The organism is Desulfonatronovibrio hydrogenovorans DSM 9292, from assembly GCF_000686525.1.
GTDB classification, from domain to species: domain Bacteria; phylum Desulfobacterota; class Desulfovibrionia; order Desulfovibrionales; family Desulfonatronovibrionaceae; genus Desulfonatronovibrio; species Desulfonatronovibrio hydrogenovorans.
Window position 1 is genome coordinate 64026 of the sequence record NZ_JMKT01000015.1, and the last position, 15195, is coordinate 79220.

Genomic DNA, 15195 nt, shown 5'->3' on the forward strand with positions numbered 1-15195 from the left:
GGGGCCTTTCTGTTTTAGTCGTTGATGACAGGATTATTTTTTCTGCATTTTCCTTCTGCCAAGGGCTGCCAGGCCAAGAAGGCCGGTTCCAAAGAGAAGCCATGTGGTGGGCTCAGGTACTTCAGCCAGTCTGTAGCTTCCGTCATGTTCGATGAGAGATGTAAAAAAGTCGTCTCCAAACACGAAGTTGAAGTTGTTAGGGGCAATAACGTTATCCAGGCTGAGCAGGGCATAGTAGTCATAGCCCATGGCAACCATAGACTCAAAGCTGTTGCCACCAGGAGTAAACCATACTCCTGGCTCAAAATCGATGAACAGACCGGTCATGCTGGTTTTGCCGGTGAACTCATCTCCTCCGCCAAGAAAGCCTTCAGGTCCTGTCCCGGCAGAAGGCGCAACAAGTTGAAACTGGGCCAGCTGGGTAACTCCGGGTGCTGTGGGATCAAAGCTGAAAGGATCTAGAACATTAGCCGGGCCGTCATAGTAGTACATTCCAAGATTAGTCTGGCCGAGATCAAATGAATAGTCAAAATCCCAATCAGCAGGATTGGGGCTGGCACCTGCATTGTCTACGTTCTTGACAGTACCGGTGATGTTGTTTCCCCAGAGATAGAGGTGCTGCATGTTCTGGGGCAGACCGCCTCCCTCAGGCACAAAAGAGAGCTGGTAAAGGATGGAGGTTTCAAAAAAGGCGTCGCCCTCCTGCATGTAATAGTAAGCTCCTCCACCGCCCACACCGGTCAGGTTCTGGGTCAGGTAGGATGATCCCACAACTGACACAGACCTGATATTTTCATATTTTGGTCCACCCAGGCTTGTTAAATCAAGGTCCCATCCAAACATCAATGGGAGTGCCTGAGCACTTGCAGCCATGAACAAAGATAATGTCATGGCGCATAAAAACATTTTGAATCTTTTCATAGTAATTTCTCCTGTATTTTTGATGAGTAAATATTTGTACCACAAACTTGGATGACTGACTGGCGGATCTCTTGCGTCCGAGCCTGGGTTCCGCCGGACTTGTCCAGGCTGCGGATATGGCTTTTCTTTCATATTACTCCTTTTGTTTATTGTTAAAGGGTCTGTTTCTTAAAAAGCCTGCCAGAACCAGGAGTCCTGTCCCTAGTAGGAGCATGGTGGCTGGTTCTGGAATTGATGGTGCATCAGCATTATGAGAATACGGTGCAAATACAGGCCTGATGATTCCGTTGTTACCATGGAGCATCGCTGTAACATCCAGGTGAACACCGAATAGATGACTCGCCTGGTAGCTGATGATGTATTCGTAGATGACTCCCAGTCCAGAGCCCTGGTCCTGGGAGTCATAGTCAGGATCAAAATTTGGAATGGATACCAGGTTGCTGCCTGTGGTAAAGTCCATGTCTGGCAAATCCAGACTTAAATAATATCCTGGCCAGGGCTCAGGAGTGCCGTTTCCGGGCAGTTCTCCAGGAACCCCATGTGGCCCACTGCTGGTAAAAATGATGGTCTGGGCTGATTCATATCCTGGTCCCTGAATACTGACTGTTCCTCCAGGCTGAAGAAACCAGTCTGAAGGTCCGCTCCATGCGTCAGGAGCAGAAGTGGGTATCCCTATGTGCAGTTTCAGATTGGTGAGTTTGGCTGCATTGCCACTGTTGGAACCAGCCACCAGAAGAGTGAATGGATTGTCGTAAGACATCCACGACTCAGTGGATTCATTGTATTGAGCACCCATGATATAGAGCTGCAGGCTGGGAACTGCCTGAGCTGCTGAGGGCATGGCTACAACAGCCAACAGTAAGCAAAGGCTGATAATGATCTTAAAGATGGACAGTTTTTTCATTTAATTCTCCGTAAAAAAAACCGGATTGCCAGTGTGAACTTGTTTTCACTTGGCAACCCGGCTGTCGAGTACTTACCGTTCTTTTGGTTAAGCAATGGACCCGTGGCTTTCCGTCCCAGCCTCACGACTGGTTTGGCCTTATCTTATCCACAGGTACTTCAATTAACATGCCATATGGAATGGGTTGTTTGCTGATTCTAACTATCTGCATTTAAAGCCATATTGAGTGTTGCTAAACTAGCGGATTTGAGGACTGGTTGAATGTATGCAAGATGGTTCCGTGATTTGCAGGTGAAACTGATTGCATAATGGAACTTGTTTGCATTTAGTGTGTAATTATCTGTTATTTAAGGATATTATGTTGAGTGTTTTGGCGGGGATAACTCAGGTTGCTGGAATTGTTTGATTTAGACCGTGAAATCTAAAGACTGACTGGGTGGGGGAGGCTGTCGGGCTGGTGGTGACGAAGGTTTGGGATGGTCTAAAGGGTTTTAACTGTTAATGTCATCTGGATCTTCCTGAGGAGCTGCTGTTCCATTGAATTTAAGCATCCTTGTGACAGCTCTATTTTTGCCTGACTGCTTGGCCTGGTAAAGAGCCCGGTCTGCGCTTCTCAGTAAAATTTCAGGGGGGAGATCCTTCAAGCCAACCAAGGGCTGGATGCTGGCTCCGCCTATGCTTACGGTCAGGACGCTGGTCACTGGAGAAAATTCATGTTTGATCTTCAAACCCTCTATCAGGGAGCGCATTTTCTCAGCCATGACCTTGGCGCCTTTAACATCAGTCTGGGGAAGAAGGGCCACAAACTCTTCCCCTCCATACCTGGCAATAATGTCTCCTGGTCTGGTCAGAGATTGGGCTAAGGCATTGGAAACCCGCTGCAACACCTTGTCGCCGTCTACATGACCGTAGTTGTCGTTAAATTCCTTGAAATTGTCTATATCAAGAATCAAAAGGGATAGATGGGACTGATCCCGCTTGGCTCTTCCCCATTCTCTGGACAGGGCCTGGTCCAGGTATCTGCGGTTGGGTATATTAGTCAGGCCGTCAATCATGACCTTGGATTTCAAGATCTTCAGCTTGCCCTTCAAAGCTTCCTGATTCTGACGGACCCTGGTAATGTCCTGGGCAGTACAGACTACCAGGACAACCTTATCATCTGGATCAAAAACCGGAGTCTTGGAAATTGACAGCAAACGGCTTTCGCCCTGAGCACTTGGCATCCATTTGGTGCTCCTGACCTGTATCTTTTCTGAAAAAATCTTTTTGTTTTCTTCAATTACCTGTCTGGCCAGATCCTGATCCAAAATATCCGATATCTTGGCCCGGTAGAATTTCTTTTTTTCAATCCCCAGAAAGTCAGCATGGGTTTTATTGGCCATGCCGTAGGTATAGGGATCAATGAAATAACAGATATGGGTCTGGACACAATCCAGAAGGGTTTCAAATTCTTTAGATTCTGATTTGCCCTGACTGACGGACGGACGTCTGCTGCGGGCAGGGGGTTTTTGCGATCGGTGTTTAAGGGCTTCAATGGCCCTTTGAGCAGCTGAAGAGTCGTGCAAAAGACACAGGATCAGCTTGCGTCCGTTTTGATAAACCGGGCCAGCACTTACCTCTACCTCGCTTAGGCCTCCTCCGGCCAGACGCTGCATGAAAAAGGCCGGTTTGATCCATTGAAGGCCGGCCCGGTGCAGCTCTTTATGCATGACCTGTTCAGGCAGCGGAGTAAGGTCCATAAAGTTGGCCTGGGACATTTCCTGGGGGGAATACCCGTAAAAGGCACAAGCCATCTGGTTGAAATCAACTATTTCGCCTGTGTCAGGGTCAAGAAGCAGTTTTGGCGTGTCATTTCCCCGGAAAAAAGACCAGAATCGGTCTTCGCTTTCCTTATATTCTTTTTCCATTCTTCTTTTCCAGCCTTCAACATCAGCCAGTCGCTTGCGCAAAGACTCAAGTTCAGAACGCAGTTCTTCCCTGGTCTTTCCAGCATCTGCCTGTCCGCTTTCATCCTTGGTTAAAAAGCCAAGCTCAGAATCGGAGAGCAGGGACATTGCTTTGTCTTTAAGCATAATAAGTCCGGGAAGTTAACCAATGCCATGAAATTAACAAACAGCCGGCTACCAGTCAGCTTCAAAGCAGGTCTGCCAGTAGGTTCAAGCCGGTGTTGAGGGCAATTACCAGTAGAACCATTCCTGGGACCATAGAACATAAAGACCCAGGAGAAGATTTGTCACTGCATGGGAAATAATTGGTGAAAAAAGGTTTCCGGTTCTGTAGAGGACTCCAGCATAAATCATTCCGGCAATAATCCCTGGCAGCCACTGGTGATGTACAAAGCCGAAAGCAATGGAAACAGCAATAAAGGAAAAAAAGGAATACTGACCCAGGGGTATTTTTTTAAAGTCTGAATCTATAAGCACCCTCAGGGCAAAGGATCGCCAGAAGATTTCCTCCATTACCGGGACCACAAGGACAGCACCTGCCATTCGGAAGGCAATAAGGATATATGTCTCAAAGTCTGTTTCAGACAGGGTATAGGGGTCAAACCCTTTGGGAGTTCCCAGCTGGGGATACAAACCATCCAGCCCGATCCAGAGCAGAAAAACCGCAACTCCGGCTGCAACAGCTGTCCAGTCCCAGAAAGGTCTGATTTCAGGTCTGAATGTCTTCCATAATATAATGATCAGTGCACCCACCAGGATGGTCTTGACTGGATAGGCAACGGCCTGGCTTAAACCTGTTACTTCAGGCAGGTAGGTTAAGACTGCAAACAGGGCAAATGGTGCGATATATTTGAACATATTACTCCCAGCCTGGTTGGTTAGTTCTCATGGATTCAGCAAGGTCATAGGCGTATTCTCCTACTGTCCTGGCCCATCTGGAATAAACCATCTGTCTGGAAGCTTCCTGAAAGTCCTCCCTCTCCAGGGCTGCCAGCATCCGTTCAAAACTCAGCAGTCCTTGGATAGAGGTCTGTCTGGTCATCCTGATCAGTACTTCCTGCCTGGTACTGGAAAGATCTTTATAGACCGGGATCAACCTGGCCAGCTCTTCATGGATGGCTTGATTTTCCGGACTCATCCGGGCTTGGACATCTGATTCAACTCTGACTAGAGCAGGCTCTTCCTCTGGCTGTTCATGGTAGAGATCTGACTGCAAGCTTGGTTCCCTTGGATCATCTTGAATCAGTGAATCAGCTGATGCTGGCTGGTCTGCCCTTGTGGTTTCCAGATGATCCGCTTTAGCCTGACCTAAGACAAGATTTTCTTGCAATGCTTCTGTCTCAGGGGATGAGGATTTCAGTTCAGGCTGAGTGTGCATCTGTGCTTCAAGGGGATCATCACTTTTGGCTTCAAATGCACCAGTGTCAGGTAAAATGGTCTGCTGATCTGAATGATGGATGGATTCAAAAGAACCTGGAGATTCAGTCTTCCACGGGGATAGAAGAAGCACCCCGGCCATGATGTTTTCTCTGTATGGACTGAGCCACAATCCAGCAGCAGCTACCATCAGGATGATGCTTCCAATCAGGGCATATCTGAATCTGGTCCTGACTGGCTGTCCCTCAAGATCGTGATATACTTCTTTAATAATCGAAGATCCGACCTTTCTTCGTCCATATCCAAAGGCAGTGACCAGGGCGTTATCGCAAATTATGTTGATTTTTCTGGGAATACCCGTGGAATATTGAAAAATTTTTTTAATCGCTCTTTTGGTGAAAATATGTTCGGACTTGGCTCCAGCCTTTTTAAGCCTGTGCAGGATATAGTCCCTGGTGTGTTCTTCTGAAAGAGGCTTGAGGGTAGCTCTTATGGCGATGCGTTGTCTTAGCTGTCTCATTTCCTTTTTGTCCAGGATGTCATCCAGTTCGTTCTGGCCGATGAGAAAGATCTGAAGCAGTTTGTCCTTGCTGGTTTCCAGGTTGGAGAGCATCCGCAGGTTTTCCAGGGTCTTGACTGGCATGTTCTGGGCGTCGTCAATAACCAGAATGACATTGTATCCATTCTGGTACTCCTGGATAAGGGTTGAGTGCAGTTGCCTGACCAGTTCAAAAATTTCATCTTCCAGAGGCAGGGCGTGATAAGGCTGGTCTTTTTCAGGTAGTGAGCTGAGGGCTCCGGGCAGTTCCAGGCCAAGTTCTGAATATATGGTCAGCAAAAGACCCTTGAAACTCAGATTGGAATTAAAGACGAATACTGTCTTGATTTTTGTCCGGTCACTCCATTTATTCAGAAAGGTCCGGATGACCGTTGTCTTACCTAGACCCACCTCACCGGTCAGGGAGACGAAACCTTTTCTGTTCTTCAGCCCATAGATCAAGGAGGCATATGATTCCTTGTGGCTGGGACTCATATAGAAAAAGTAGGGATCAGGTGTTATATGAAAAGGCTCTTTATTGAACCCGAAATGATCAAGATACATGATAGTTATTGAATTGAACTGGTTTCAAGATTTCTTAGGAGTTAAAAAAGCGGGTGAGTGACTACACCCGCCCGCTTTAATCTAGTTATTCAAGCTGGTTATCCTTCTTCTTCCAGCTGTTTCATAAGGGCCTGAGCTTTTTCATGCTCAGGAAACGGTTGATCCGAGCTGAAGGCTGTTTGAAGATGTCTTTTGGCCTCAGCAGGATTTCCATATCCATGCTGGGCAATGGCCATGTGATAGTTTATGGTTGGGCTATGAGGAGCACCCCGTAGGGCATCCTGGAACTGGGCAATGGCACTGACGTATGCTCCTCTTTTCAGGTAAATCCAGCCCAGGGTGTCACTGATGGCCGGGTCGTCAGGGTGCTGCCTTTTGGCTTGCTGAGCAAGTCCCAGGGCTTCATCAAGATTTCCCCCGGTTTCAGCAATTATCCAGGCCAGGTTGTTGGCTGCAGGTGCAAAAGCAGGATTCTGATTCAATACTTGTCTGAAATACTCGGCTGCCTGCTCCAGGTCATCTTTTTCCTGAAACAATATACCAAGGTTCATGAGTACTGGAAGGGCATCTGGTTGGTTTTTCAATAAGCTCTTGTTGCTTTCAATAGCTTTGTCGATATTTCCTTGAGCAGTGTAGAGTCCGGCAAGGTTCTGGTAAGGTGTTGACCAGTCCGGATTCGCCTGTACAGCCAGCAAAAGGTCATGTTCAGCTCCATCGAAATCTCTTCTTCCCATGAGTACAAGTGCCCGGCTGTTGTGAAGAAATGACCTCATAACTTGATCTTGGGGGTATTCTCCAAGTTTTATGTCAATGAAGCGTAATGCCTGATCAGGATCACCTTGAGCCATGAAGGACTGAACAATGCTTTGCAAGAGGACTGTATTGGTCGGCGCCTTTTCAAGTCCGGCCTTGAAATGGTTCCTGGCCTGCTCCGGCTTGTTTCTGGCCATGGAAACGCTGCCCAGATAATAGTAAGAATCAGGATTGTCTGGATCAGTTTCAAGAAGCGTCTTGAATGATTCCTCAGCCATGTCCCAGTCCTGTCGAGCCATCCCCACCTGCCCAATCATCAGATACGCCCGGCTCAGCCCTGGTTGAAGCACAGCTGCTCTGCGCGCAAACTCCAGTGCCTGGTCAAGATTTCCCCTCCCAAACATTTGTTCTGACTGTAACATATTGGCCCGGACATGTTCAGGGTTTAATTCAAGTGTCCTGTTCAAGTGTTCCCGGCTTCTGTTATCCCTTCCCAGTCCAATATTGGCCAGAGCCATATTGAAATGCACATCAGGATGCTCAGGATTAATCTCCAGCAACCTTTGCAGGGTGCTTTCGGCTGCACTATGTTTGTGTTCCTGAAGTTCACGTCTGGCTTTCAGCAACAGTATGTCAACATCATTGCGGTCCGTCTCCAGCACTTTGGCAATTCTGAGGTCTGCCTTTTCAAACTGACCAGTGTTAAAATAGAATGAAGCCAGCCTCCTGGTGGGTCGGATGTCATCCGGGAATTCATTTTCAGCCATTTGATAATACTCATAGGCATGGTCATGCTGATTAAATCCCTGATGAAATTCAGCCAGGTTCAAAAGGGGCTGGATTTTTCCAGGATTGTTTTTTTGTGATTTCTCAAGGGTGGCCAAGGCCTTTTCATGGTTCTCCTGCTGGAGATGAAACTGGGCAAGAACCAGATAAAAATCCGGGGTATGGGGATCCTGGTCTATGGCTTTTAATAGGTACTCCTCGGCTTTGTCGTTTTGGCCAGTTTGGGCAAAGAATCTGCCTAGAGTGACCTTATGCATAGGCTCATCCGGATATCTGATCACGATATCCCGCAAAGCATTTTCTGCCTGCTCTAACTTGTCCTGCTGAGAATAAATCGTAGCAAGCTGATACCCAGCAGGCGATGTATCAACCTTCATGTCCTGGGCATCAATCAACACCTGTTCAGCTTCCTTGGTCTTTCCTCCAGCCAGATAAAGTCGGCTTAAAAACATTCTTGCCTGAAGGTTGTCAGGCTCAAGTCGGACCACTTTTTTCCCGTCCTCAATGGCGTCGACCAGATTCCCCTGCTGGGCTAGGACCCTTGACCTGATCAAAAGGCCATGAGGATTGTCGGCCTCAATTTCCAAAATCCTTCTAGCCATGTCCATGGCCTCGTCATGCTGATTTCCCAAGGCATACAAGGTAGCCACCCTGGCCAGAGCCTTGATATGCACAGGATCATTTTCGATTGCCTGATTATAGGCCCTGAATGCCGGCCCAAAGTCTTGCATGCCTGCATACACCTCTCCCAGGGCAAAGTGAGCCTGAGCACTGCCTGGGTCAATCTGCAGAGCGTTGCGTAAAGATATCTCTGCTTCATTCAATTTCCCCTGTTCCAGGCTCTTTTGCCCGTCCTCAAGATGCCGGGAAAATTTCTCTTCCGGGCTTGCGCAGGCCTGAATCACCAGAAGGGCCATGAATGTGCTGATTATAAGCGGCAGTTTGAAATTGATGAAAGAACCTTTCTTCAGCATTGCTGGTCTCCCTGATTAGGATTTTTATTTTGTGCCTGTTGGCTCAGCTTGCACCTGTCAGTGTTTACCCAAGGCTTTCCAGGCAGCAAAGCTGATTTGATGTTAGCTTGCAATTTTGAAACCAGTCTTGCCCTTCCTTACCGGATCTGATGTTGCAACATGAGTTATCTTCTTAAAATCAAAGGTTTTTTCAGAACACCTTTTACTAAAGGGGAGGGTTAGGGGAGCTGGGAATTGCCTGGTGTTGTGAAAGGCAGATCTTTGTTTGAAATAAGAGCAATGGGGTAATATTCTGTTTTTATTGATAAAAAATCAAGCATGTCAGTGTTGGAGATTGATTGGGCAAGCTTTTTAAAAACATCTTGCAAACATTTGCAGATCATATGCAAAAATATTTCATTGGTTTTGCAAAAATTTGCTTTTTTAATGATCCTCAAACGTAGTCCTGTGTTGATAGTTTAATTATTGCGGGTAGTTAATATTGATTATTTCTTTTTTCATGCTCTGGCATGGTAATGGCAAATTCAAGTCATTACCATGCAACGGAAATTGCCTGTTCAAAGCAGGGAATTTCCCAATAACCCTTGGAGTCAGGCATTCTGGGCTGTTTTTTTGCTGATAATTATGTCCAAAGTAATAATTTGTGCAGATAGCGATCATTATGGTCAATATATAAAGAGCCTGGTCAGCTTGGCTGGGCCTGGTGATGAGCTTTTGGTCAATGACGATTCTTACCTTCTGTCGAAAAACCAGTTCAAACCGAGTCTGTTTGTTGTTGCGGCTGATTCAGCCGGGATGAACAGCAGACCGGACTTTAAATATGAACATAACGGCTGTCAGACTTTTTTCATAACCAATAATGGACATGATGTTGCTCCCAGGCCCGGATTGACGGTGTTTCACAAACCGTTGGACGGAACCAGGTTTGTACAGAGTGTATTTCACTGGGCCACTACCCACAAGATAGCTGATTCGGATATTCCTCCGACAGAGCCCTACCTGATTGGCAACAACAGCAAGATACGTGAACTGCGAAGAAAAGTGTCCAAGGTTTGTGAATCCAATGTCAGCGTCTTGATCTGTGGTCAAACCGGAACGGGCAAAGGGGTGGTGGCTCAGGCCATTCATAATTCCTCAGAACGCAGGGACAAGCCTTTTTTTGCCTTGAACTGTGCAACTGTACCTTCAGAGCTTCTGGAAAGCGAGCTGTTTGGTTACAAGAAAGGTTCCTTTACAGGAGCCTGGAAGGACAAAGCCGGAATTTTTGAGCTGGTTGGTAATGGAACCATGTTCTTGGATGAAGTAGCTGAGATGTCACCCTTTATGCAGGCCAAGCTGCTCCAGGTACTCCAGGAAAAGGAGTTCTGTCCTGTTGGAGGCAAAAGAAATATCAAAGTTGACGCCAGGACCATTGCTGCTACTAATGTTGATCTAAAAAGTGCCATGGAAAATGGAAGATTTCGAAGTGATCTTTATTACAGACTGGCCGTAGTCCGGTTAGACCTTCCCCTGCTAAGAGAGCGCAAGGAAGATATTCCTGTGCTGGGTCAATACTTCCTTGATAAATTTTCCCGGACTTACAACAAGGGATCATGCTTCCGGGTTTCTCATGAATTGTGGGAACTTTTGAAGTCATACGCCTGGCCGGGCAATGTTCGCGAACTGGAAAATACGATCAAAAAAATGGTGGCCATGGGCAGTGAGGACATGGTCAGGGAGGAATTGTCAACAGTGATTCCGGAAAAGGATATGGCCTGCTCTGAGATCGGATGGGCTGATTTCAAAGTTGATCCTGACCGTGTCTTCAGTCATGAAGTTTCTTTGAAAGATTTGACTGATAAAGTGGCCGGGAGGGCTGAAGCCGAGCTTATCCAAAAGGTTCTCAAGATGCTTAATGGCAAAAAAAAGGCTGCAGCTGCAGCCTTGAATGTAAGCTACAAGTGTTTACTTAAAAAAATTAAAATGTACGGATTGTAATTCATGAAGAACATACCAAAGATTGAGTGGCGTCCTTATGTCGAAGTACTGGTCAGGCGAAAATGGTGGATTATCATTCCGGTTGTGCTTTCCATTATATCCGGAGGCATATACCTTAAGAAAAGCCCCAAAACCTATCGTGCCTCCACCTTGATCCTGGTAGAAGCCCAGCGTGTTCCGAGGGACTTTGTTCCAAGCACGGTTTCAGACAACCTTCAGACAAGACTGCAGACAATTTCACAACAGGTCCACAGTCGGACCAACCTTGAAAGCATAATCCAGCGTTTTGAGCTCTATCCAGCGCAACATGAGGTCATGCCTGGTTATTTTTCCAGGGCAAAGAGAAAGGCTTTATCGATGATCGGATTCAGTCAGGCAGCGGCTAAGGAGCAGGAGAGTGAACCCCCCTCAATGCAGCAGCTGGTGCAGAATGTAAGGAGCAAGATAGACATAACCTTGAGAGCCAGGAACCAGGCCTTTGAGATTTCATTTGAGTGGCCTGATCCCCAGGTGGCTGCGAGGGTCACCAATGCCATAGCCTCACAGTTTATTGACCAGAATTTAAGAGTCAGAGAAGAAATGGCAATGGGTACTACCAGATTTTTGGACTCGGAAGTTAGAAGACTTCAACATGAACTGGAACAAAGAGAAGTGGCCCTGGAACAGTTCAAAAGATCAAATATGGGACGTCTTCCCAGCCAGCTGCAATCAAACCTGAACATACTGAGTCAGCTCAAGGAAGAATTGAGCAGGGCGGAAAACCAGAGTGATCAGATCAGGCAGCAGATTCAGCAGACTCAGAGCCAGGCTCAACTGCAGGCTCAACAGCATCTTTATGACTTTGATACTTATGATGCAGATATGTTCGGCAATCCAGAGCTGGCATCCTTGAAAAAGCTCCTTGATGACTTGAGGGACAGGTATACAGAGCAACACCCTGAGGTTCAGGCAGTGAAAAGAAGATTGGAACGTCTGGAAAATGAACTTTCCCAGACGCCTGCTGTTGCCCAGAATCCGGTTTTCTCAGCTGAAGATATGCTCACCTCGCATTTGAGCCAGATGAGAACCCGTCTTAATGACAATGAAAGGAGGACCAGGGAGCTTAGAGGACAGATCAGACTTTATGAAGATAGAGTTGAACAGACATCGGAAGTTGAGCTGGAGCTGAGAAACCTGGAGCGGGACTATAACGCTGTTAACGACAGATTTCAGGTGTTGCTCAGGCGTAAGCTGGATGCTGAACTGGCCGAACAGATGGAGAGGAGACAACAGGGTGAACAATTCAGAGTTATTGACCCGGCGATTACACCTGACAGACCCTTTAAGCCGGATAGAAACAGGATCATGTTTCTGGCCATGGTCTTCGGTCTGGGTATGGGCGGAGGCATGGCCTTCCTGCGTGAAGGAATGGACTCGGCGTTTTACAGTTCTGATGAGGTGGAGCATGTCTTAAAACCAAAGATGCTGATCAGTCTGCCCCCAGTAAAAAACAATAGAACAATTAAAAAAAGATTCTTTCGGTGGAGAAGATGAGCAAAATATTTGAAGCCTTGCAAAGGGCCGAGCAGGAGAATGTGCTTCCTCGATCTGAGAAATTCAGTTCAGTAGAAAATGTCGATGTCACAGGAGATCTCTCGGAGAAGCTTGTGGTTGTGAATAGGCCGGGGTCTGTTGCTGCAGAGCAGTTCAGGTTCCTGCGCTCACAAATTGTAAGGCCTATCGAGGGTTCAGCCCCTAAAACCATTCTTATTACGAGTTCTCTGCAGGGTGAAGGAAAGACTTTTACGGCTTGTAATCTTGCTGTGACTATTGCCCAGGGAATGGATGAGTATGTCCTGCTGGTTGATGCAGACCTGAGAAGTCCAAGGGTGCATAGTTTTTTTGGTTATGACCGGGCTGAAAAAGGCCTGGCAACACATCTGGAGTACAATGAACCGCTGCCCTCTCTTTTTAAAAAAACAGCCATCAGCAAGCTCACAATCCTGCCTGCTGGACAGGAAACAGACAACCCTTCCGAACTGCTTTCCTCCCAGAAGATGCATTCATTTATTTCCGAAGTACGGGATCGCTACCCGGATCGGTTGATTATTTTTGACAGCCCCCCGGTCAACCTTGCTCCGGAGACCATGGTCATAGCAAAGGAGGTGGATGCGATTTTTGTTGTGCTTTTGCGGGGAAAGACACCCAGACACATAGTCAAATCAACTCTGGAGCGGTTTCAAAAAGAAAAGGTCAAAGGGGTAATTTTTAATCAAGACCCTGATATAGCAAAAACCAAGTACTATTCTTATGGCTATGGATATGGGTCAGGCAAGAGTGCTTAGTTGCAGCAATAAAGATGGATTGCCAGCAGATGTTGTCGGTCTTCGCAGATAATCTGAATGGGAGGCGAAGATGATAAAGATATTTCACAAATATTATCCGGTGCGCAATCTGCTTTTCTTCATGATTGAAGGTGGGTTGATCTTTCTGAGCATATGGATGGTAATTCTGTTGATCTACTCGGGATCAATGCCTTATGATCCGGAAAAGATAAGCATATGGGCTAGAATACTTCTGATAGGGGTCTTGATTCAGCTTATTATGTATTATCACGATCTTTATGAGTTCAGATATAAAACCGGGATGTTTGAGCTTAGTGTCAAAATTGTTCAATCCATAGGAGTGTCTTGTCTTATTCTGGCCGGGCTCTATTACTTTTTTCCTCAGTTGGTTCTGGAACAGGGAATATTTTTTATTGGCATTTTTATTATGCTTTCATTCCTGGTCTCCTGGAGGATTATTTACCAGTATGCAGCACAAAGAAAGCTTTGGAACGAAAAAATAGTGATTTTAGGCGATGGAAACCTGGCCAGGATGATCAGCGATGAAGTCCGTCAAAACCTGGATTCCGGGTATTCTATCAGTGCTTTTTTTTCGAATCCTGGAAAGTCCGGCCTGGCTGAGGAACTTGGTGTGGAAAAAAAGGATGATTATGATCAGCTGTGCGAATATGCTCTGCATAACGGAATAAGTAAAATAGTGGTTGCCCTTGAAGAGAGAAGAGGCCGTTCTCCTATCCAGTCTTTGCTGAACTGCAAAATGCAGGGGATAAAGGTCCTGGATGGGGTTTCATTTTATGAACAGGTTACAGGCAAGATACTGGCCGGAAGCATCCCGCCGAGCTGGCTCGTTTTTTCCGATGGATTCCGAAGAAGCCGTCTGACCATCCTGGCCAAAAGGGGACTTGACATAGTCTTCTCCCTGACCGGCATTCTCTTGAGTGCCCCAGTCCAGATAGCTGCAGCTGTGCTTGTTAAAACAACTTCTCCGGGTCCTGTTTTTTATAAGCAGGTCAGGGTCGGGCAGATGGGCAGACAGTTCAAGGTGATTAAGTTCAGGACCATGCGTCAGGATGCCGAAGCTAAGAGTGGTGCTGTCTGGGCGGAGGAGGATGACCCCAGGATCACCCCAGTGGGTAAAATTTTCAGGAAACTGAGGATTGATGAGCTTCCGCAGTTCTGGAACGTTATCAAGGGAGAGATGAGTTTTGTGGGTCCAAGGCCTGAACGGCCGGTTTTTGTTGAACAGCTTAAAACGGTGCTTCCCTATTATGGGGAACGACATACAGTTAAACCGGGTATCACTGGATGGGCTCAGGTCAGTTACCCATACGGTGCTTCAGAGGATGATGCCCTCAGAAAGCTCGAATATGACCTTTTCTATATCAAGCACCTGTCTTTGATTTTTGATTTGTACATTGTTTTAAAGACCGTTAAAACTGTTTTGGCAGGAAGCGGTGCAAGGTGAGCCTTGTGCCTGGTTTGTGTTTTTCCCTTTCATCTACTTGAAGGCTTTTATCAATTAATCATTGTAAAGGAGGACTGTATGAAGGCCAGGTTAAGAGAAGTTTCCGGTATTTTGTTTATTTTGTTTATTTCTGCCATCCTTGCCGGTCCTGTTCATTCGGGGCAGGAGAACGAATACTATATAATTGGTAAAGGTGATGTTCTGGATATTATCGTCTGGAAAGAGCCGGAACTGAGCAGTCAGGTCAAGGTCAGGGTGGATGGAAGGATCAGCATGCCCCTGGTCGATGACATACTGGCAGCTGGAATGACTCCGGTTGAATTGAAGCAAGAACTGACCGGACACTTGTCTGAATTTATCGAGGGACCTGAAGTGACTGTAATCGTTCAGAATCAGATCAGCAAATCATACTATGTCCTGGGCGAGGTAGCCCAGCAGGGGGAGTTCCCCATAGAGAAGGATATAACCCTGCTGCAGGCCCTGGCCAAATCCCAGGGACTCACTGAGTGGGCAAGCAAGAGAAACATTTTTATTCTCAGACAAACAGATGATGGGGAAGAAAGGATCAGCATTGACTACAGGGAAATAATCAGAGGCAATGATCCTGCTCAGAATATTCGAATCATGCCCGGTGATACTTTGGTGGTACCATATTAGGCTGGATCA

11 protein-coding genes and 1 riboswitch are annotated in these 15195 nt (G+C 46.7%); of the genes, 5 read left to right on the plus strand and 6 right to left on the minus strand.

From position 1 onward, the window contains the following. Positions 1-33: 33 nt before the first annotated feature. From P771_RS0112265 to P771_RS0112290, 6 genes are all read right to left on the minus strand, one after another. Positions 34-921 (minus strand): PEP-CTERM sorting domain-containing protein, encoded by an 888-nt coding sequence (locus tag P771_RS0112265; RefSeq protein ID WP_028575371.1) that lies wholly within the window; start codon positions 919-921, stop codon positions 34-36. Positions 922-1054: 133 nt separating this feature from the next. Further along, positions 1055-1825: a choice-of-anchor N protein gene (locus P771_RS0112270; RefSeq protein WP_028575372.1), complete on the minus strand. Its 771-nt coding sequence runs from the start codon at positions 1823-1825 to the stop codon at positions 1055-1057. 48 nt (positions 1826-1873) lie between these two features. Then, a riboswitch (cyclic di-GMP riboswitch) is annotated at positions 1874-1972 on the minus strand. A gap of 344 nt (positions 1973-2316) precedes the next feature. Then, positions 2317-3897, minus strand: a complete 1581-nt coding sequence (locus tag P771_RS18410) for a diguanylate cyclase (protein ID WP_051617313.1) — start codon at positions 3895-3897, stop codon at positions 2317-2319. 105 nt (positions 3898-4002) lie between these two features. Then, complete coding sequence (locus P771_RS0112280; RefSeq protein ID WP_028575373.1) at positions 4003-4629, minus strand: CAAX prenyl protease-related protein; 627 nt, start codon at positions 4627-4629, stop codon at positions 4003-4005. 1 nt (position 4630) lies between these two features. Beyond that, positions 4631-6250, minus strand: coding sequence for an AAA family ATPase (locus P771_RS18415; RefSeq protein WP_051617314.1), 1620 nt, complete (start codon positions 6248-6250; stop codon positions 4631-4633). Between the two features lie 98 nt (positions 6251-6348). Then, the gene (locus tag P771_RS0112290) at positions 6349-8763 is read right to left on the minus strand and encodes a tetratricopeptide repeat protein (RefSeq protein WP_028575374.1); all 2415 of its coding nucleotides are present in this window, start codon (positions 8761-8763) and stop codon (positions 6349-6351) included. A gap of 624 nt (positions 8764-9387) precedes the next feature. Here P771_RS0112290 and P771_RS17510 point away from each other — a divergent pair. From P771_RS17510 to P771_RS0112320, 5 genes are all read left to right on the plus strand, one after another. After that, entirely contained in the window at positions 9388-10740 is a 1353-nt protein-coding gene (locus P771_RS17510; RefSeq protein ID WP_161635973.1) for a sigma-54 interaction domain-containing protein, read from the plus strand. Positions 10741-10743: 3 nt separating this feature from the next. Further along, the gene (locus P771_RS0112305; RefSeq protein ID WP_028575376.1) at positions 10744-12273 is read left to right on the plus strand and encodes a GumC family protein; all 1530 of its coding nucleotides are present in this window, start codon (positions 10744-10746) and stop codon (positions 12271-12273) included. Next, positions 12270-13064 (plus strand): polysaccharide biosynthesis tyrosine autokinase, encoded by a 795-nt coding sequence (locus P771_RS0112310; protein ID WP_028575377.1) that lies wholly within the window; start codon positions 12270-12272, stop codon positions 13062-13064. The genes P771_RS0112305 and P771_RS0112310 overlap by 4 nt, the downstream gene beginning before the upstream one ends. Before the next feature lie 70 nt (positions 13065-13134). Then, positions 13135-14529: a TIGR03013 family XrtA/PEP-CTERM system glycosyltransferase gene (locus P771_RS0112315; protein WP_028575378.1), complete on the plus strand. Its 1395-nt coding sequence runs from the start codon at positions 13135-13137 to the stop codon at positions 14527-14529. A gap of 78 nt (positions 14530-14607) precedes the next feature. Next, entirely contained in the window at positions 14608-15186 is a 579-nt protein-coding gene (locus P771_RS0112320; protein ID WP_028575379.1) for a polysaccharide biosynthesis/export family protein, read from the plus strand. Positions 15187-15195: the final 9 nt, after the last annotated feature.